The 21177-nt window shown below is 31.7% G+C and carries 18 protein-coding genes and 1 riboswitch; of the genes, 6 read left to right on the forward strand and 12 right to left on the reverse strand.

Annotated elements, in window-relative coordinates; translation table 11 throughout:
* The 3 genes from IX290_RS00385 to trpS all read right to left on the reverse strand — a co-directional run.
* A partial coding sequence (locus IX290_RS00385; protein WP_211491243.1) for a hypothetical protein occupies positions 1 to 417 on the reverse strand: 417 nt, incomplete at its 3' end.
* Positions 418 to 436: 19 nt separating this feature from the next.
* The gene (locus IX290_RS00390) at positions 437 to 823 is read right to left on the reverse strand and encodes an adhesion protein FadA (RefSeq protein ID WP_211491244.1); all 387 of its coding nucleotides are present in this window, start codon (positions 821 to 823) and stop codon (positions 437 to 439) included.
* Between the two features lie 456 nt (positions 824 to 1279).
* Positions 1280 to 2275, reverse strand: a complete 996-nt coding sequence (gene trpS, locus IX290_RS00395; RefSeq protein WP_211491245.1) for a tryptophan--tRNA ligase — start codon at positions 2273 to 2275, stop codon at positions 1280 to 1282.
* A gap of 155 nt (positions 2276 to 2430) precedes the next feature.
* Between trpS and IX290_RS00400 the strand changes: the two genes are divergently transcribed.
* The 4 genes from IX290_RS00400 to mglC all read left to right on the forward strand — a co-directional run bounded on the left by IX290_RS00400 (position 2431) and on the right by mglC (position 7228).
* Positions 2431 to 3378 (forward strand): ROK family protein, encoded by a 948-nt coding sequence (locus IX290_RS00400; RefSeq protein ID WP_211491246.1) that lies wholly within the window; start codon positions 2431 to 2433, stop codon positions 3376 to 3378.
* 178 nt (positions 3379 to 3556) lie between these two features.
* Complete coding sequence (mglB, locus tag IX290_RS00405; protein ID WP_211491247.1) at positions 3557 to 4588, forward strand: galactose/glucose ABC transporter substrate-binding protein MglB; 1032 nt, start codon at positions 3557 to 3559, stop codon at positions 4586 to 4588.
* 83 nt (positions 4589 to 4671) lie between these two features.
* The gene (mglA, locus tag IX290_RS00410) at positions 4672 to 6177 is read left to right on the forward strand and encodes a galactose/methyl galactoside ABC transporter ATP-binding protein MglA (RefSeq protein WP_211491248.1); all 1506 of its coding nucleotides are present in this window, start codon (positions 4672 to 4674) and stop codon (positions 6175 to 6177) included.
* A gap of 31 nt (positions 6178 to 6208) precedes the next feature.
* Entirely contained in the window at positions 6209 to 7228 is a 1020-nt protein-coding gene (gene mglC, locus IX290_RS00415; protein ID WP_211491249.1) for a galactose/methyl galactoside ABC transporter permease MglC, read from the forward strand.
* A gap of 48 nt (positions 7229 to 7276) precedes the next feature.
* Here the strand turns inward: mglC and IX290_RS00420 are convergent, their stop codons facing one another.
* The 6 genes from IX290_RS00420 to IX290_RS00445 form a co-directional block, all read right to left on the reverse strand.
* Complete coding sequence (locus IX290_RS00420; protein ID WP_211491250.1) at positions 7277 to 8002, reverse strand: molecular chaperone; 726 nt, start codon at positions 8000 to 8002, stop codon at positions 7277 to 7279.
* A gap of 9 nt (positions 8003 to 8011) precedes the next feature.
* A complete protein-coding gene (locus tag IX290_RS00425; protein ID WP_211491251.1) occupies positions 8012 to 8503 on the reverse strand; it encodes a hypothetical protein in 492 nt (163 codons plus the stop codon).
* Between the two features lie 17 nt (positions 8504 to 8520).
* Positions 8521 to 8958, reverse strand: coding sequence for a hypothetical protein (locus IX290_RS00430; protein ID WP_211491252.1), 438 nt, complete (start codon positions 8956 to 8958; stop codon positions 8521 to 8523).
* Entirely contained in the window at positions 8946 to 11507 is a 2562-nt protein-coding gene (locus IX290_RS00435; protein WP_211491253.1) for a hypothetical protein, read from the reverse strand. Before IX290_RS00435 ends, IX290_RS00430 begins: the two co-directional genes overlap by 13 nt.
* Positions 11497 to 12327: a DUF4402 domain-containing protein gene (locus tag IX290_RS00440; RefSeq protein ID WP_211491254.1), complete on the reverse strand. Its 831-nt coding sequence runs from the start codon at positions 12325 to 12327 to the stop codon at positions 11497 to 11499. Before IX290_RS00440 ends, IX290_RS00435 begins: the two co-directional genes overlap by 11 nt.
* Positions 12328 to 12953: 626 nt before the next feature.
* Positions 12954 to 13130, reverse strand: coding sequence for a hypothetical protein (locus tag IX290_RS00445; RefSeq protein ID WP_211491255.1), 177 nt, complete (start codon positions 13128 to 13130; stop codon positions 12954 to 12956).
* Between the two features lie 387 nt (positions 13131 to 13517).
* On the opposite strand from IX290_RS00445, the gene IX290_RS00450 reads away from it, so the two are divergent.
* Both IX290_RS00450 and der read left to right on the forward strand, forming a co-directional pair.
* Entirely contained in the window at positions 13518 to 15248 is a 1731-nt protein-coding gene (locus IX290_RS00450) for a YgiQ family radical SAM protein (protein ID WP_211491304.1), read from the forward strand.
* A gap of 19 nt (positions 15249 to 15267) precedes the next feature.
* Positions 15268 to 16590, forward strand: coding sequence for a ribosome biogenesis GTPase Der (der, locus tag IX290_RS00455; RefSeq protein WP_211491256.1), 1323 nt, complete (start codon positions 15268 to 15270; stop codon positions 16588 to 16590).
* 227 nt (positions 16591 to 16817) lie between these two features.
* On the opposite strand, the gene asnA is transcribed toward der, so the two are convergent.
* The 3 genes from asnA to citF all read right to left on the reverse strand — a co-directional run bounded on the left by asnA (position 16818) and on the right by citF (position 21169).
* Entirely contained in the window at positions 16818 to 17813 is a 996-nt protein-coding gene (gene asnA, locus IX290_RS00460; RefSeq protein WP_211491257.1) for an aspartate--ammonia ligase, read from the reverse strand.
* Positions 17814 to 18196: 383 nt separating this feature from the next.
* Positions 18197 to 19360, reverse strand: coding sequence for a methionine adenosyltransferase (gene metK / locus IX290_RS00465; protein ID WP_211491258.1), 1164 nt, complete (start codon positions 19358 to 19360; stop codon positions 18197 to 18199).
* 105 nt (positions 19361 to 19465) lie between these two features.
* A riboswitch (SAM riboswitch) is annotated at positions 19466 to 19556 on the reverse strand.
* Positions 19557 to 19627: 71 nt separating this feature from the next.
* Entirely contained in the window at positions 19628 to 21169 is a 1542-nt protein-coding gene (citF, locus tag IX290_RS00470) for a citrate lyase subunit alpha (protein ID WP_211491259.1), read from the reverse strand.
* Positions 21170 to 21177: the final 8 nt, after the last annotated feature.

Raw genomic sequence — 21177 nt, forward strand, 5'->3', positions numbered from 1 at the left:
GTGTTCCAAAGATTTAGTATTTTCAATCTCTTCTGCTCTTGCTTTGTCAACAATTTCGTTCATCTCTTGAACCTGTTTCATTGCACTCTCCATTTTATATTTTAATTTTTCTTCTGGAGTCATGTTTCTTAATCTTTCTTCTTCAGCTTTCTTTTCAGCTTCAATTTTAGCTTGTTTTTCAGCTTCTAATCTTTTTTGTTCTTCAATTTTTGCCTTTTCATCAGCTTTTTTAGCTTCTTCTTCAGCTTTTTTCTTTGCTATTTCCTGTTGTTTATAATACTCTCTTTTAACTTCCATTAATTTTATAGGATCATCTATAGTCCCTGGTTTATACTCAACTGTTGGTGTAGCTCCTGAACATCCTGTCATTGCTGCTGCTAAAATTAACATTCCCGCAATATATAATTTTTTTCTCATATTCCCTCCTAAGTTAACCTTAATTTTGGTTTCCTCTAACAGCACTTATCTTTTGGAAATCTGCAACGATTCCTTCATTTACTGCAAGTGACTGCTCAAGTTTACCTAAATACTCTTTGTATTTTTTAGTTAAGGCATCAAAATCATCTTTAAAATATCTACTTTCCCTCTCGATACTTGCATCAGCAATTTTTTCTTTAACTGTAGCTATAGCTTCATTTAACTGCACAATTTTTTGTTCAGCTAGCTGACAGTTTACTTTTTCTTCTTCAAATCTTGCATTTTCTTCATTTACTAACTGTTGGTATTGTGCATCTAAATCTTGAAATTCTGCCATGATGTCCTGTGAAGCATAAACCTGAGATACCAACAATGTTGCAAAAAGCACCACTAAAACTTTCTTCATAATGTCCTCCTTTTATTCGTTATGGGGATATTGGTCTCCATTTTTATACTTGTTTTGACTTTTTAAAACTTTCTTTTTTTTCACCAAAAAAATGTTCTCTATTTTTTCACAATTTTATCACGAATACAATAATTTTTCAACTATTAAAGCAGTATATAAAAAAAATTTTAACTTTTAAAACCATATAAATTGTCTTAATTAAATATCTTTTGAATGATTTTAAAATGTTTTTATTTCTTTTTTACTCCCTATACTTTATATTTAACTCTAGTAGTTAAATTTCCTTTAAAATAATTAGAAAAAATTTTATATCTTCATTATACCATATCTAGGCATCATCCCTCAACCTCTATTATAGCCCACTTTTATAAATTTTGCTTGATTTTTTTATTATTTTTTATTTTTTATAGATTTTAATAAAAAAATGACATCTTGAAGATGTCATTTTTATTGCAATTATTTCATATATTTATAAAGATTTCCTACTAATCCAACTGCTTCTTTTGCTTTCATTACTTTTTCCTGTGCTATAGCTCTTGCTTTCTTTCCACCTTCAAATAATACATCTTTTATGTAATCAGGGTGTTTAATAAGCTCTTCTCTCTTTTCTCTTGCTTCTCCAAAGTATTCAAGTATTGCATTTAATACTTCTGTTTTAGCATGCCCATATCCATAATTTCCAGCCAGGAATTTTTCTTTCATTTCATTTTGTTTTTCAATAGTTGCAAAAAGTGCATAAAGTTTTGCTACGTTGTTGTCTGGATCTTTTGGCTCTTCAAGAGGTGTTGAATCTGTAACAATACTCATAACCTGCTTTTTCAGTTCTTTTTTACTTGCAAACATATTTATAGTATTACCATATGATTTACTCATTTTTTGTCCATCTGTTCCTGGTACAATTGCTGAATCATCTAAAATTAAAGGTTCTGGAAGTTTAAACAGGTCAACTCCATATTGCTGGTTAAATTTCATAGCTATATCTCTTGCAAATTCAAGATGCTGCTTCTGATCTTTTCCAACTGGCACTATATCTGTATCATACATCAATATATCTGCTGCCATAAGTACTGGATAAGTTAAAAGTCCTGTGTTAGGAGAAATTCCTTTTGCAATTTTATCCTTATATGAGTGTCCTCTTTCTAATAGCCCAACTGGAGTAACGTTAGATAAAAGCCATGAAAGTTCAGTGTGTTCAGGCACATCTGACTGTAAAAATATTGTTGATTTTTTAGGATCAAGTCCTAAAGCTAAATAATCCAATACTATATTATATGTATTTTCAGTAACTGATTTTGGATCTGGTAAAGATGTTAATGAATGATAATCGGCAATAAAGTAAAAACAGTCATATTCTCCACTTTTTTGATTATCTACAAATTGTTTTATCGCTCCAAAATAATTCCCTAAGTGTAGTATTCCACTAGACTGAATACCAGATAAACTTCTTTTCATTTTGTCCTCCTAATTATTTTGATTTCTCTTGATTATACCACAATAATTTTTATCTTTCTACTATCTAAAAAAACATATTTCTTATAATTTTATTCTGTAATAGCAACTTTTGTAGTATAATCTAATTAGAGTATAATTAAGGGAGGTATGTCAGTATGCATTACTATGTGGGTATTGATTTAGGAGGTACTAATACTAAAATTGGAATTCTTGATATAGAAGGGAATATCTATGAAAGTACTTTTATTAAAACACTGTCAGCTAACGGAGCAGAAAAAACTTTACAAAGAATTTGGGATTCTGTTAAAGAGTTAGCACAAAAAGGAAACATAAATTTAGGGAATATTAAAGGTATAGGAATTGGAATTCCTGGACCAGTTATCGATCAAAGTATCGTAGCATTTTTTGCAAATTTTCCTTGGGGAGAAAATGTAAACATCAAAGCTATGATGGAAAAAATATCAGGTATTGAAACAAAACTTGATAACGACGTAAATATCATTGCGCTGGGAGAAGCTAAATTTGGTGCAGCTAAAGGAAGTCGTGCAAGTGTTACTATCGCTTTAGGAACTGGTATCGGTGGAGGAATCTATATCGATGGACGTCTAATTTCTGGTTTCAACGGAGCTGGTGGAGAAGTTGGACATATGAAGCTTGTAAAAGATGGTAGACTTTGTGGTTGCGGTCAAAAAGGATGTTTTGAAGCATATGCATCAGCAACTGGTCTTATAAGAGAAGCAACTTCACGTCTTCTGGTAAATAAAAATAATCTTCTATACACTTTAATTGAAGGTAAAATTGATTCTTTAGAAGCAAAAGATATATTTGATGCAGCTAAAGAGGGGGATCAGTTTTCACTTGACTTAGTTGATTATGAAGCTGAATATCTTGCAATGGGAATCGGAAATATTTTAAATATAATCAACCCTGAAATTGTAGTTTTAAGTGGGGGAGTTGCACTTGCTGGGGACATTTTAATGAATCCACTTAAAGAAAAATTACCTAAATATGCTCTTGCAGTAGTTACAAAAGATATAAAATTTGTACAGGGAGTATTAGGAAATCAAGCTGGTATAAAGGGTTCTATAGGATTATTCCTATAATTTGAAATTTTTTTTCAATTAATCAATTTTTCAGTAATTTTTTTATTACAAAGTATTGACAAATATTAAATAAAATATTATCATTATTATAAGGATGGTTAATAAAAAAACCAATTTTTTTGAAACAAATTTATTAGTTCGTATATCAAACATATATTCTTTAGGAGGGAATGAGAATATGAAAAAAACAGGACTTTTTTTAGGAGCATTATTATTAGCAGCTGGTTTAGCTGGATGTGGAGACAAACCTGCTGAACAAGCAAAATCTGCAGCACCTGAACAAAAAAAACTAAACATTGGATTTACTGCTTACAAGTATGATGACAACTTTATCGCACTTTTCAGAAAAGTAGTTCAAGAAGAAGCTGACAAGATGAAAGACAAAGTTAATCTTACTATGAACGACTCACAAAACGCTCAACAAATCCAAAACGACCAAATCGATGCAATGCTATCTAAAGGTGTAGATGGACTTGCTATCAACTTAGTTGACCCAGCAGCTGGTGAAACTGTTATGAAAAAAATCAAAGCTGAAGGAGTACCATTAGTATTCTACAACAAGAAACCTGCAAGATCAGTTCTTGATGCTTATGACAAAGCATATTATGTTGGTATCGACCCTAACGCTCAAGGAGTTGCTCAAGGTGAATTAATTATGAAAGCTTGGAAAGCAAATCCTGATTTAGACCTTAACAAAGACGGAGTTATCCAATATGTTATGATTAAAGGAGAACCAGGACACCCAGACGCTGAAGCAAGAACTATTTATTCAGTAAAAACTTTAAATGACAATGGAATCCCTACTGAGCAATTAGCTCTAGATGCTGCTATGTGGGATACTGCAGCAGCAAAAGACAAAATGGATGCATGGTTATCATCTCCTATAGGAGATAAAATTGAAGTTGTTATCTGTAACAACGACAGTATGGCATTTGGTGCTATAGAAGCTTTAAAAGCTGCTGGTAAGAAACTTCCAGTATTTGGTGTTGACGCTCTTCCAGAAGCATTAGTTAAAATTAAAGATGGAGAAATGGCAGGAACTGTTCTTAACGACGCTAAAGGTCAAGGTGTAGGAACTTGGGATATGGTAGTTAACTTAGCAGAAGGTAAAGACCCTACAGCTGGAACAGATTTCAAACTAGACAATAAAGAATTATTAATTCCTAGTATTGGAATTGACAAAGATAACGTTGATCAATTCGACAAATAATTTAAGTTTATAATTATTTTATTATATGTGATAGAAGGGGAGTTGTGCAGACAATTCCCTTTTTATAAAAGAAGGAGACTGTCATGGAAAACTGCAAATATTTACTGGAAATGAATAACATATGTAAGGAATTTCCAGGTGTAAAAGCATTGGATGGAGCAACTTTAAAAGTCAGACCACATTCAGTTCATGCACTTATGGGAGAAAACGGAGCTGGAAAATCAACTCTGATGAAATGTCTCTTTGGAATATATGAAAAAGATTCTGGAGAAATTTTATTTGAAGGAAAACCCATAAATTTTAAATCTTCTAAAGAAGCACTTGAAAATGGAGTATCAATGGTTCACCAAGAATTGAATCAGGTTTTACAAAGAAATGTTCTCGATAACATTTGGCTTGGAAGATATCCGAAAAAAGGACTTTTTATAGATGAAAAGAAAATGTATGAAGATACTAAAAAGATATTTAATGATTTAGGTATCAATGTTGACCCTCGTTCTAAAATGGGGGATCTACCAGTTTCTGCAAGACAGATGGTAGAGATTGCTAAAGCTGTTTCATACAATTCAAAAATAATAATAATGGATGAGCCTACTTCTTCGTTAACTGAAAAAGAGGTTGAACATCTATTTACAATAATCAGAAAACTTAGAGAAAAAGGTTGTGGAATAGTTTATATTTCTCACAAAATGGAAGAGATCAAAATGATTTCTGATGATATAACTATTCTAAGAGACGGTAAATGGATTGGAACTAAATCAGTTGCAGATCTTACAACTGACCAAATCATCAGTATGATGGTTGGTAGAGACCTTACAAATCGTTTCCCACCTAAAGACAATAAAGTTGAAGAAATGATTCTAAAGGTTGAAGGACTTACAGCTAAAAATCAACCTTCGATTAAAGACATATCATTTGAACTACATAAAGGTGAAATTCTTGGTGTAGCAGGACTAGTTGGAGCAAAGAGAACTGACATAGTTGAAACTCTTTTTGGAATTAGAGAAAAGGAAAGCGGAAGAATATTTATACATGGTAATGAGGTTAAAAACAATACACCTAATGAAGCAATCAAAAATGGATTCTCATTAGTTACAGAGGAACGTAGAGCAACTGGTATCTACAGCGTATTAAATATCTGTTTTAACTCTACAATATCAAACCTTGATCACTATAAGAAGAGTAAATTCTCTCTACTTAGCAATAAAAGTTTGAAAACAGACACTCAATGGGTAATTGACAGTATGCACGTTAAAACTCCTTCACAAAGAACAACAATCGGTTCTTTATCAGGAGGTAACCAACAAAAAGTTATTTTAGGTAGATGGCTTCTTACTGAACCTGAAATTCTTATGCTTGATGAACCTACAAGAGGTATAGACGTACTTGCTAAGTATGAAATATATCAACTTATGATTGATTTGGCTAAAAAAGGAAAAGGTATTATCATGGTTTCTTCTGAAATGCCTGAACTGTTAGGAGTAACTGACAGAATATTAGTAATGAGTAATGGTAGAGTAGCTGGAATAGTTAAAACTTCTGAAACAAATCAGGAAGAAATTATGGCTTTATCAGCTAAATACCTATAAAATTTAATTATTAAAAAGAGGAGATAAAATTATGGCCCTACGTACAAAAGATGGAAATATTGATTTTAAGAAACTTTTTATAGAAAGCGGATTGTATCTTGTTTTATTTATAATGCTTGTGTTAATTATTATTAAGGAACCTTCATTCCTTAGTATAAGAAACTTTAAAAACATTTTAACTCAATCTTCAGTTAGACTTATAATAGCACTTGGAATTGCTGGACTTATCGTTACAACAGGTACAGACCTGTCAGCTGGTAGACAAGTTGGATTTGCTGCTGTTATCTCTGCATCACTTCTTCAAGCAGCTACTACTGCTCATAAGGTTTATCCTTCAATTCAGGATTTTCCAATTATAGGTGCAATACTTGTAGTTATGTTTGTTGGTATGATTATAGGTGCTGTCAACGGTATCGTTGTTGCAAAACTTAATGTTCACCCATTCATTGCTACATTGGGAAGTATGACTGCGGTATATGGTATTAACTCATTGTATTATGACTTTGCTGGTGGTTCACCTATCTCTGGATTTGATCCTAAGTACTCATCATTTGCTCAAGGATATTTCCAAATTGGAGATTTCACTCTTCCATATTTGATTATCTATTCATTAATAGCTACTATAATCATGTGGATATTGTGGAATAAAACAAAATTTGGTAAAAACGTATTTGCTGTTGGAGGAAATATAGAAGCTGCTAAAGTATCTGGAGTTAACGTAACTCTAACTCTTGTAGAACTATATGCTCTATCAGGTATCTTCTATGCATTTGGTGGTTTCCTAGAAGCAGGACGTATTGGATCAGCTACTAACAACTTAGGATTCATGTATGAAATGGACGCTATCGCAGCATGCGTTATCGGTGGAGTTTCATTCTATGGTGGTGTTGGTAAGATATCAGGAGTTGTAACTGGAGTTATCATTTTAACAGTTATTAACTATGGACTAACTTATGTTGGAGTTAACCCTTACTGGCAATATATCATCAAAGGTGTAATCATAGTTGGAGCAGTTGCATTTGACGCTATCAAATATGCTAAGAAAAAATAATATAATAATTGAGAATAAGAAAAACGCAGTCGATGACTGCGTTTTTTATTATATGGAAATATCTTTCTTGTAATAAACTTTTCCTGTTTCATCTCTTATAGTTAAAAGTGCACTGTGCATATTTTTATTTTCAAGATATACTGCTGCACTTACAAGAGACTCTCCTGTTCTTGAAGAGTTTCCAAGCTTACCTTGATATACCTTTCCAGTAGCTCTATCCTCAAGGCTATAACTTAGTTTTAATGCACTATTTCCTTTTGAAACAACTGTTGCATCCATCTGCAAGCTATTTCCCCTTTTAAAGTAGTTTAATTTTGTTATCTCTCCTGAAACATTTACATTGTTTCCCATTCCATATACAGGTATTGATATCTCTGCAAGTATCCCTATATTAGATGAGATGGCATCTGAAGAACTTTCAGATGTTGTGGTTTTCTTCTCCTGCTCCTTAAAGGTAATGTAACTTTTAAACTCTCCATCCTCTTTTTTAGGAGTAACTCTGAATCTCACTATCTGTTTTCCTCCAGGTTTTACTGATACCTTCTTGGGAAATATTTTTATATTGTCATTAAGGTTATATTCCTCTCCAAAATTCTTATCAACTTCTGGAAAAATCTCTATTCTCAAAGGAACAGTAGTATTATTTACTATGAATAGCTCCTCTGTGTTCATCTTACTCAGATCAAACTCAAATCTTGTTGGATAGATTGAGAAATCAAGTGACAATGATACAGTTGAGATAATTAATAATAAGATTAATACTATTTTTTTCATATGTTTCTCCTATTCATACCATACTTTTACTTTTAAAGTTCCTTCATAATCTCCAGATTCTGCATTTTCTGGCACAAGTAGATTACCTTTTAATGTCATTTTTTTCTCTCCACTTTCTAAAGCTAGTGGTTGGCTTAATTTTAGATCCAATTCTGGACTATAAGTTAATGTTGTTGAATTTGAATTTGTTTTCGATTTTAATGCTACTGTAAGTCCACTTATAGTATCTTTCCAATCCTCTGTCATTCCATCAGCAAATTGAATTTTTACCTTTTCACTAGCTTGACCTTTGATTACGATTTCTCCATTTTCTATTGGTGCATTTTTTTTAGATCCTTTTGCAACTTTACCAAATTTAACTTCTTTTGTTGTAAGTTCTAAAGGTTCTACTACTGTAGCTGTAACTTTCACCTCTGCAGTTTGTTCACTATTAGTATTTTCTGCTCCTACTGCTGTTAGTGCCATAGCCATAAAACATACAGCTAACATTGTTTTTTTCATTTGTAAATTCTTCCTCCTTAATTTTTCACTCCGTATAACGGTAGTGCTATCTCTGTTATTATATTTAGATTAAAGATTAAATCTTTATTCCCATTATCTATATTTGCTCCATTTTTTGGAACAACCTCTCTTAAAACAAATAGATTCTTATATTTTCCTTTTTCTAATTTATCAAGTTTTCTTACTGTAAATCTGAGTTCTTTCTTTCCTCCAGGTTTTATTGAAATCTTTTTAGGAAAAATGACTATATTTTCAGAGAGAGCTTTATATCCCTCTTCACTTTCAAAATATGCCATTAATCTCAAAGGTTTTCCTGTATTATTGGTAACTTCAAGAGAGTAGGTTCTGGTCTTTTCCATATCAATTTTAAATTTTACAGGGGACACTGAAAAGTTAAGTGAATAACTTCTAATCCCTATAAAAAACAAAAATATCAGCAAAACTAATTTTCGCAATCTTTTCCTCCTGAATCTAAAAACATATCTACATCATAACCTTCAAAATATTCACCTGTGTCTCCACCTGTTGTATCAACATCTATCTCAAGTTCTTTCTCAGAAAATTCAATATCCTCTGGCCCAAAATATATAAATCTTATTTTGTATCTTCCAGGTAATACATCTTCAAAGAAATACATTCCATCAAATTCAGGTTTTGTCTCATCTACTATTTTTCCATCTTTTACCAGTTCAATACTTACAAGAGAGAGTTTTCTGCTGAATTTATTTTCTGGAACATCAAGTTTATTATATATATTTCCAGATATTATTGAGATAATATCCAATGGTATATCTAAAGCCATTTTTGTTGATGGTAAGGTTTTAATTCTAATCTTGCTAAAATTTGACTTATACATAGGGTCTATTGTTTTTCTATCTACTTCCAAAGACACCACTGTTGGAGTAGCAATACCATTTGCTATATAATCTCCATTTTCATTGCTGTAAAATTTACTTCCATCAATTAATACACATGCTCCTTCAATAGGAATATCTCCCTCATCAAATATATCATTTGAGTTTTTATCCAGATATATTTTCCCATGAATAGACGCATTTGTAACTGATGAACGGTTGTCATACTGTGCTGTAGGATTTCCCAAATCAAATACTTTTGTTACTTCCAAACCAGTTATTGTTTCAGATTTTGAATTCTGACTTTTTCTTGTATCAGTAGTTGTTCTCATATATATAAAGTCATCAAATTTAACACTGAAACTTATTCCATATCTCATTTTTTCCGTATCTCTGCATGGAGAATATCTTACAAATATTCCAATATCTCCATAAAGTTTATCCTGAATTATCTTTACATCCCTTTTATCAAGCTTTAAACTATAATAATCTTTCCATTTTCCTCTTTTATCTTTTTCAAATCCACCTTCTAGAATTGTAGTAAAAAATCCATAGTATGAAATAGTAGGATATACTCCATACTCATTACTTTCCTCTTCTAAACTTTTTTCAAACTTAACTGAGAGGTAGAAAGGATTAAAACTGTAGCTGTTCCAATAAATATACATATTTTTCCTTCTATTTTTCCTATATTTTAAATAATACTTTTCTTCCAGTCCAACTTCAAGATAATTTCTATTGAAAGTTCTTCCAAGAGAAAGTGAATTATATTCTTTAATTGAATTTTCATTGTATATATACTCAGAATATTTTTCATGTGCTAACTTCATCTGCATTTTCTTATACTTCTGAGTCAATGTTATATTATAGTTATTCTCATTAGAGTTCATTTCATAATAATTTTTAAATTCTATAAGTGTTGGTGCAATTTTATGTCTGCTGTTATACAGAATTTTATTTCTAAAAAAATCAAATTTTTTACCAGAAGGAGATGTTAACATTCCATATCCAACTCCTGCTGTAAGATTATCTGTCAATCCATAATATAAAACAAAATTTCCCTGCTCATGACCTGTTTTACTCTCTTTTCCAATCTGCATATTTATCTTATTTTTTCCCTTTTGAAGAATGTTCAGGTCATTTATAGAAAATACTTTTCTCTCTTCATACTTTCCATCAGCGTAATATATCTTCATAATATAACTGTCAGACATACTTCCATCTGATATCTTAAATTCAAAAGTTTTACTTGTAGGGTGGATATAGTCAAGGAGGAATGAACCAGTATAAAGTTCCACTGTTTCTGCTCCCTCTGCTTCCCCTTTTATTATTGTCATTCCACTATCACGAAAGAAATATGTCCTCTCATTGTTCAGACTTATCCCTATTACATCACCACTTGCATTTATAAAATGTGGTTTATCCATATAGATATTTCCAAGAACAAGGTCATTTTCTCCCAAAATATCATCATATGTAAGGTTTCCATAATTTACAATATCTCCATCTTTAAGATTTCCGTTTAAATATAAACTTCCATATAAAAACTGATTTCCATATTCATAGCTAAGATTGTCGTATTTTGGAAAATCGTAACTGTAATAATTCAACTTTACAAAACCAGGTGTTAAGACCTTTCTTCCCATAATTATATAATCATCTTTTGTATCCTCATCTTTTTGGGCATCAAATCTTAATCTGTCAATTTTTCCCTGTACTCTCTCTTCATTGGGCAAAAGAAAATTTGGTATCAGACTAAGTGTAAGCATGGAATAATCAAAAGTTATGTTTCTAAAATCAAATTTTTCCTTTAAGCTATCCATTTCAACATAAAGTTCATCATCTAAAATAAAAGCTTCTCTCTCATCAAGTTTTATCTTCTTTTTTTCTCCCTTAACTGTATAACTAACAGTCAATTTATCTAAATCTGTCTCTACATCATATAATTCTAAAAAATAAAAAAGTGCAGTAATCCCAATATACACTTTTTCATTTTCTCCATCATATCTCATTGGGAAAAAGCTGTTTCTTAACTGTCCACATCTTATCTCTGCATAGGACTCATCAAAAGTTTCATAATTTTCTACTCCTGAGGCTGTAACAAACAGTGATAAAAAACTTATTACAATAAGTATATATTTAATTCTCATCTGTATACTCCACCCTCACAATAAAACTCCCCTCATATTTTCCATATTCATTAGGTTTAGTTCTACATACACCATCTATTATAAAGTGGGTAAAAGCAAATCCATCTCTATGTTTAGAAGGTGAGTATCTTCCATCTTCACTTGCATTTCTAAATCCAAGATTAACATCTAAAGTCTGCTCATTCCTCTGAGTATTTTTTATTGTCACTTTCTTGGGCATATGTACCTTGAAGTTATTTCCCTCTTCGCTCTCTATAGTTATTTCTGCAGGTGTTCCTGTTCCTCCAAGTCTTGTGCTCAATGTTCCTCCTGCAAAGGTTTTTCCCAAGTCCATATTTTTATCAACTATAACCTTAAGTTTTTTTTGTGGTTCTATATCAGGTTGTGGCACTCCAATATAGATTGTTTCTCCATTTCCCAGTTTACCTAATTTACACCTAAGATTAGAACCATCTGTTTCTCTACTATTCCAATTAATTGTACAATCCAATACTAATTCTATCGCAGTTACTGGTTCCCACTCTCCTATGTAATGTCTAAAATAACAGTAAGGATTCTGCCAATCAAAATATAAACTATTTGGATTTTTTAATTCAGCTCTAGTCAACCATCCAGTGCAACTTATATCATTATTATGGGTCTCAAAAACAAAATAACTATAATTATCTTGATCGTTATAATTTTCTATAATAAATCTGATAATTCCCCTTGCTGCACTATCAAAACCTGGTTCTGGTTGAACACGTTGAAACTGCTTATCTACCTGTACTTGAATATTCCTGGCAAAACCTGAAACTGATATAGTAAATAATAATATCAAAAAAATAAAAAAATTCTTAATTGTCAAAACCTCCCATAAACTTTTTAAATGATATGTATCCAGTAAAATGAAAATTAAATAGTAACATCAAAAAATATTATAAGAATTATTTTAAATTAGGAATTTTAATTAATCTACACTATTTTTTTTTACTATATATGCACGAGTTTACAATACAACATAGCATTAATCCTCGTTTTCATTATGATGAATATATACTTAAAATATCACAATTGAAAAGAACTCACATTTTTTGCAAGTCCTTCATTTAAGTCTGTTATTTTAGTCTAAATCAAACATATTTAAGTTAAAATTAAATATAATTTGATAATTTTAATATGTTTTAATAAAAACATTGCTTTTACATTTTAATGTCACACGAATTATAGTACACTTTTTTTCAAAAATCAATTCTTTTTTAGAAAATTATATTTAAATTTTTTATTGCATTATTTAATCAGTAGATGATATAATTTATTTGGTACAGATGTACCTATATTAAAACCTTGTGGGAAAGAGAGCTCAATTTTGGCTCTTTTTTCTTTTAAATAAAAAAATACCCCCTTTACTGTTTGTCCAGTAAAAGGGGTACGCATCAATCTCCAAACCTTAAGATTATTTATGTTCTATTTTTTAGAGTTAGAAACTATAACTCCATCCTTTATTATAAGCTTTCCATCAATAACGTAATCGTCACAATTGAGGTCCTTTGCTGTAATGTCCATGTCATCCTCTTCCTGAGAACCTAACTCTTTTCTAAACCGTCTGTGAAGTAAGTCCATAACGTCTTCTCTCGAATCCATAAACTACCTCCCTTATATCACTAATTAACACACAATTAAATAAAAATATACAGCAACTTCCCTTACTACATTATACAATATTTTCCTTAAAATGCTTAAACTTTTTTTATTTTACTTGCAAATTTTACTAAGATAAAGTATCATATTATGATAGCATTAAATAAATTATTTTAAAAAATAAGGCCATGCTTCTTATCAGCATAGCTTTTTTATTTTTAGAAGAGAAACGTGGTTATTTCGTTGCTTACCATAGAATATTTTGTGAATTTTTATAATTTTTAGAAAATATTTTTTCCTTTTATTTATTCTTATTTTTAGGAAGATTTCGCATTTTATGGTAAAATATATTGTAGTAAAGAAGAAAATTTAGAAAAAAGATTAGGTGATATTATGTTTTTACCTACAACGATGGAAGAGGTAAAAAAATTAGGCTGGGAACAGCTAGACATCATACTTGTATCTGGTGATACATATATTGATACCTCATATAATGGAACAGCCATAGTTGGAAAATGGCTTTATAAACATGGATTTAAAGTTGGAATTATTGCCCAACCAGACGTGGACAGTGATATTGATATAACAAGACTTGGTGAGCCAAAACTATACTGGGGAATATCTGGCGGATGCGTTGACTCTATGGTGGCAAACTATACTGCTACTAAGAAAAAAAGAAGAAGTGATGACTTTACTCCAGGGGGAGAAAATAATAAGCGTCCTGACAGAGCAGTTATCGTGTATACAAATTTAATTAAAAGATTTTTTAAAGGAAGTCCAATTCCAATAGTAATAAGTGGAATTGAATCAAGTCTAAGAAGAATTACTCATTATGACTACTGGAGCAACTCTCTAAGACGTCCTATAGTCTTTGATGCCAAAGCCGACATCATATCCTATGGTATGGGAGAGAAATCAATGTTAGCCCTAGCTGAGGCCCTTAGAGATGGAAAGCCATGGGAAGATATAAGAGGAATCTGTTATATAGGTAAGGAAGAAAAACATGGGTATTTAAGACTCCCATCATTTGAAGAGTGTAAAAGTGATAAATATAAATTTATACAGGCATTTAATACATTCTATCACAACTGTGATCCTATTACAGCAAAGGGATTGTATCAACAATGTGGAGATAGATTTTTAATTCAAAATCCTCCTACTGAAAATTATACAACTGAAGAGCTAGATGAGATATACTCTATGGATTTTGAGAGAGATGTTCATCCTTATTATAAGAAAATGGGTGAGGTAAGAGCACTGGATACAATACGTAACTCAGTAACAACTCACAGAGGATGTTATGGAGAGTGTAATTTCTGTGCAATTGCTATTCATCAGGGCAGAACAGTTATTTCAAGAAGTGAAGACTCTATAATTAAAGAGGTAAAGGAACTTGCTAGTGCTCCAAAGTTTAAAGGATACATTGCTGACGTAGGTGGTCCTACTGCCAATATGTACCAGATTGAATGTACAAAAAAATTAAAACTTGGTGCATGTCAGGATAGAAGATGTTTATACCCTGAAAAATGTCCTGCTCTTAAGATAAATCATCGTAAGCAGATTGATCTATTAAATAAACTGAAAAAAATAGATAAAATCAAAAAAATATTTATAGCTTCAGGTATAAGATATGATATGATTCTAAGTGATACTAAATGTGGACAGGCATATCTTGAAGAGATTGTTCGTGACCATGTATCTGGACAGATGAAAATAGCTCCAGAGCACACTGAAGATAAAGTATTAAATCTTATGGGTAAACAGGGAAAAGCTCCTTTAAAAGAATTTAAAGATAGATTTTATCAAATAAATAACAAATTAGGTATGAAGCAATTTTTAACTTACTATCTAATTGCAGCTCATCCTGGTTGTGATGAAAAAGATATGTTAGATCTTAAACGATTTGCTTCAAGAGAGCTAAAAGTAAGTCCTGAACAGGTTCAGGTATTTACACCTACACCTTCAACTTACTCAACACTTATGTATTACACAGAGATTGATCCATTTACTGGTAAAAAACTCTTTGTAGAGAAAGATAATAACAGAAAACAAAAACAAAAGGATATAGTTATCCCAAGAGAACAAAATCAAAATAGAAAAAGAAAATTTAAAAGAAAATAAAAAAATAGGAGGTTATATAATGAAACCTATTGTTGCAATAGTTGGAAGACCAAACGTTGGTAAATCAACTTTATTCAATAATCTTGTAGGAGATAAAATCGCAATTGTTGACGATGCTCCTGGAGTAACAAGAGATAGATTATATAGAGAAACTGAATGGAATGGAACTGAATTTGTAGTTGTTGATACAGGTGGACTTGAACCTAGAAACAACGAATTTATGATGACTAAAATAAAAGAACAGGCTGAAGTTGCTATGAATGAAGCAGATGTTATTTTATTTGTAGTAGATGGAAAATGTGGGGTAAATCCTCTTGATGAAGAGGTTGCATATATTCTTAGAAAGAAAAATAAACCAGTTATTTTATGTGTAAATAAAATTGATAACTACCTTGATCAGCAGGGAGATATCTATGAATTCTGGGCTTTAGGATTTGAACACCTGATTGGAATCTCAGGAGAACACAAAGTAAACCTTGGAGACATGCTTGATATGGTTACAGGTTTAATTGAAAAAATGGATTTCCCTGAAGAGGAAGAAGATGTATTAAAACTTGCTATTATTGGTAAACCAAATGCAGGAAAATCATCTCTAGTTAACAGACTTGCTGGAGAAGAAAGAACAATAGTAAGTGATATAGCTGGTACTACAAGAGATGCTATAGATACAATCATAGAGTATGATGATCAAAAATATATGATTATTGACACTGCAGGTATTAGAAGAAAATCTAAAGTTGAAGAGAGTCTTGAATACTACTCTGTATTGAGAGCTATCAAAACTATTAAAAGAGCAGATGTATGCCTTCTTATGCTAGATGGACAGGAAGGACTTACTGAGCAGGATAAAAGAATTGCAGGTATAGCTGCTGAAGAGTTAAAACCTATTATCATTGTAGTTAACAAATGGGACCTTGTAGATAAAAATACAAATACAATGGAAAAAATGAGAGAGAGCCTTTTAGCTGAACTTCCATTCTTAAACTATGCACCTGTAGAATTCGTTTCAGCTCTTACTGGTCAAAGAACTACAAGACTTTTAGAAATCTCTAGTCAGATATTTGATGAATACAATAAGAGAATTTCTACTGGTATCCTAAACAGCGTTTTAAAAGAGATAGTTATGATGAACAACCCACCTACAAGAAAAGGAAGAGTTGTAAAAATCAACTATGCTGTACAGGTATCAGTTGCCCCACCAAAATTTGTATTATTCTGTAATTACCCAGAATTGATTCACTTCTCATATGCTAGATATGTCGAGAATAAATTCAGAGAATCATTTGGTTTTGAAGGGTCTCCTATCTTAATTAGCTTTGAGAAAAAAAATAGCGAAGAATAATTTTTTTCTTTTCGCTGTAACAAAAAAGACATAAAAACATTGTATTATACATACATATAAATCTTTCCCCAAGATATTTTATATATTAGATAACGAACTAAAAGCAAACCGTCGGAACCCTACCGACGGTTTGTTACTATATGGTTCGTTTCCCAAATAACATTTTATAACTGAAAAAGCATCTGGAGATCCCCTAGATGCTTTTTTATTTTTCCATATTATATATCCTATAGGAATTTTGCTCCTATTTTTGCAAATTCTTCAACCATTTCTTCTGGCCAGCAAGATGCTTGAACTTCTCCAATATGAAGTTTTTCAAGGAAGAACATACAGATTCTTGATTGTCCAATTCCTCCTCCAACTGTATAAGGAAGTTCTTTAGCAAGTAGAGCTTTATGGAATTTTAATTCTTTTCTATCTTCTCTATTTGCAAGTTTTAATTGAAGGGCAAGAGTTTCTTCACTTACTCTTATTCCCATTGATGATAATTCAAAAGCTTGCTCAAGTATTGGGTTCCATACTAAAATATCTCCATTTAGTTCCCAGTCATCATAGTCAGGAGCTCTTCCATCATGTTTTTCTCCAGATTTTAAAGTCTTACCAATTTGAGATATAAATACTGCTTTATACTCTCTGCAGATTTCATTTTCTCTTTCTTTAGCTGTAAGTTCTGGATATCTATCTTCTAATTCCTGTGATGTAATAAAATATATATCCTCAGGTAATTTTTTAGAAAATACAGGATATTCTCTATTTACATACTCTTCTGTTTTTCTTAAAGCATCATAGATTCTCTTTACTATTTTTTGTAAAGTCTTAGTTGTTCTTTCAGCTTTGTCAATTACTAATTCCCAGTCCCATTGGTCAACATACATAGAGTGGATATTATCTAAATCCTCATCTCTTCTGATTGCGTTCATATCTGTATAAAGTCCAGTGTGTACAGGAAATTCATATCTTTTTAGAGCCATTCTTTTCCATTTAGCAAGTGAATGAACTATTTGATATTCTTCCTTTGCATCCCAGTGTGTATCAAACTTTACAGGTCTTTCCATACCGCTTAGATCATCGTTCAATCCAGAAGACTTTCTTACGTATAGTGGTGCAGAAACTCTTGTTAGGTTAAGTTCATAAGCTAGAGCTCTTTCAAAAAAGTCTTTTACTTTTTTAATAGCCACCTCTGTTTCGAAAAGATCTAGTTTGCAGTCATACTTTTTTTCCATTAATCTCACTCCTCTATAAATAAAATATTTTTATAAACCTTAGCTATTAATAAAAAAGCCATTCGGTTGCACCCGAATGGCTTTACTTACAATGTCGGGTACAAATCGTTTTAATCTCAAAAAGGATTTGTACCACAAGTAGAATACCTATACTACTTAAAGTCCAAATCTCGACATATTATTATTATTATTAAATTGTGCAGTTATTCCAAAAATAAGCGTTTTCATCTTCTGCCTCCAACTATTAATATCTACCAACTAGGATACACTTTTTTGAAAGAAATGTCAATGATTTTTTTGAAAAAATATTTTTATTTTATATTAATTGAAAAAGAAGTTCTAAAACTGTTTAACCAGAATTAAAACTTCTCTTTTATATCAAACTATTTATTCATCTCTTCTAAAACTTCTTTTAAAGCTTCTACTTTGTTACATTTTTCCCATGGAAGATCTAAATCTGTTCTTCCTATATGTCCAAATGCTGCAAGATCTTGATATTTAAAGTTTCCACTTCTTAATTCAAGAGCTTTTTCTATTCCTCTAGGACTTAAATCAAATACTTTTGCAACAGCTTTAGCTAAATCAATTTCACTAGCTCTTCCTGTTTTAAATGTATCTACTTTTATTGAAGTAGGTTCTACTACACCAATAGCATAAGATAATTGTACTTCACATTTATCTGCAAGGTCAGCAGCAACTATGTTTTTTGCTACCCATCTAGCAGCATATGCAGCAGATCTGTCTACTTTTGAAGGATCTTTTCCAGAAAAAGCTCCTCCACCATGTCTAAAGTATCCACCATATGTATCAACTATTATTTTTCTTCCTGTAAGGCCTGTATCACCATGTGGACCTCCGATTACGAATCTACCAGTAGGATTGATATGGTACTTGTTAACTTTGCTTGGATCAAGGTCATACGCCTCTAGAACAGGAACTATAACTTTCTCTATAACATCCTTTTTAATCTCTTCTTGAGTTACATCAGGATTATGTTGTACTGATAATACTATTGTATCAACGTGATCTATTCTTCCAAATTCATCATAAGCAAGTGTTACTTGAGATTTTGCATCTGGTCTAGCCCATAGAAGTTCATTACTTCTAGTAAGTCTTGTAAGTCTAACAATGATTTCTCTTGCTAATACAAGTGCAAGTGGCATAAGTTCTGGAGTTTCTCTTACAGCTCCACCAAACATTATTCCCTGGTCTCCTGCTCCACCTGTATCTACTCCCATAGCGATATCTGGTGATTGAGAATGAATTGCAGATAATACTCCACAGTTTGCATCAAATCCCATTCCTTCAGAATATCCTATTTCAGCAATTTTACTTCTTACAATATCTTGAACATCTATATAAGTTGAAGTAGTAATTTCTCCACCAACAATAACTTGTCCTGTAGTACAGAACACTTCACATGCTACTCTTGAGCTTGGGTCATCCTTAAGACATGCATCTAATACAGCATCTGATATTTGGTCTGCAACCTTATCAGGGTGTCCAGGTGATACAAATTCAGATGTAAAATAAGTTAAATTTTTCATTTTTTCCTCCTCTAATTTTTAAACAGCTCTAACCACAAAATCTCCAAAGGCATAAAAAAATCCCTTCATCCTCTGATAGATGAAGGGAATATATAACAATTTTATATTCCATCTATCAGGAGTTAGCACCACACTTCATAAAAAGCAGGTTGCTGAGATGTCACAGGGCCGGTCCCTCAATCTCTCTTGATGGTTAAATACGATTTTTAATATTTCATTTTACGTGTAGCATTATAACAGTAAAATGTAAAATTGTCAATTATTTTCTTATTTTTTTATTTGTCTTACAACGTCTACTACAGATCCATCTCTATATTGAACTACAGCAACAATTCTGTCTTCAAATTTGATTGGTTCTTCTTTTCCACACATAGACTCAGCTATTTCTTTTAATTCTTCAATAGTTTTTATTGGAAGATTTGAGTTTTTAAATCTTTCAATTAAGTCTTTTCTAAGTGGATTGATAGCTATACCTCTTTCAGTAACTAGAACGTCTACAGTTTCTCCTGGAGTAGTTACTGTTGTGATTCTGTCTTTAACAACAGAGATTCTTGCGTTAACTAATTGAGAAACGATGATACATAATTTAGCTCCTGCTGCAGTATCACTGTGTCCTCCTGATCCTCCCATGATTACTCCGTCAGATCCTGTTGTAACGTTAACGTTGAAGTTAGTATCCATTTCTGTAGCACCTAAGATAACAACGTCAAGTTTGTTTACTACTGAACCTTTGTTGTTAGCATTTGCATACATAGATGCAGACATTTTTAAGTGGTTAGCATTTTCTTTTGCTGATTTTATAGCGTTAAGGTCAAAACATTGTACGTCAAATAGAGCTTTGAATAATCCTTCTTTGAACATATCAACGATGTATCCAGTGATTCCTCCAGCTGCGAAACTTCCTACAATATTTTTCTCTTTCATTAATTTTTTAACTTCAGCTGCAACTGCAAGAGATATTCCTCCAGCTCCAGTTTGGAAACTCATTCCTTCTTTTAAGTATCCTGATTGTTCGATGAATTTAGCTGTTAAGTCAGCAACTTTTAATCCAATAGGGTTTTTAGTAATTTGAGTTGTACCAGAAACTATTCCTTTTGGATCTCCTATAGCATCTATAACTAATACATGGTCAATTAAAGTTTGGTTGATTTCAATAGTTGTATTAGGGAAAGGAACAAGATTATCTGTTATTGCTACAACAACCTTTGCATTTTCAACGTCTGAGTGTGCATATCCTAAAGATCCACAAGCTGATTTTCCATCTACTCCGTTGATGTTTCCATATTCGTCACATGTAGGTGCTGCAACAAAAGCTATATCAACTTCAACTTCTCCAGTTTCCATTATTCTAGCTCTTCCACCGTGTGTATGCATTACTGCTGGTTTTTGAAGTTTTCCCTCAGATATTGCTTGAGCAACTGGACCTGACATATATCCAGCATATATTTGAGTTACAATACCTTTTTCCATATATTCTACTACAGGTTTATGGCATGGGAAAATTGAACTTGCTACAAGAGTAATATCTTTGTATCCTCTCTTAACTATTTCAGCCATTACTAAGTTTAATACATAGTCTCCATTTCTTAAATGGTGATGAAATGAAATTGTCATTCCATCTTTTAATGGTAATTTATCCATTAAAGTTGCTAAATCTTTTTGTAATTTATTATCTTTGTGAGTTACAGTTTTAAAAGTGTAGTTCTTTTTCATAACTCCAGTTGTATTTGCAAGATACCCGTTATATTGAGTAACTTTTCCGTATCCTTCTATAAACTCAGGAACTTCTCTTCCTAGAACGTTTTTCATTTATAAAC

The organism is Fusobacterium sp. DD2, assembly GCF_018205345.1.
Classification (GTDB): domain Bacteria; phylum Fusobacteriota; class Fusobacteriia; order Fusobacteriales; family Fusobacteriaceae; genus Fusobacterium_A.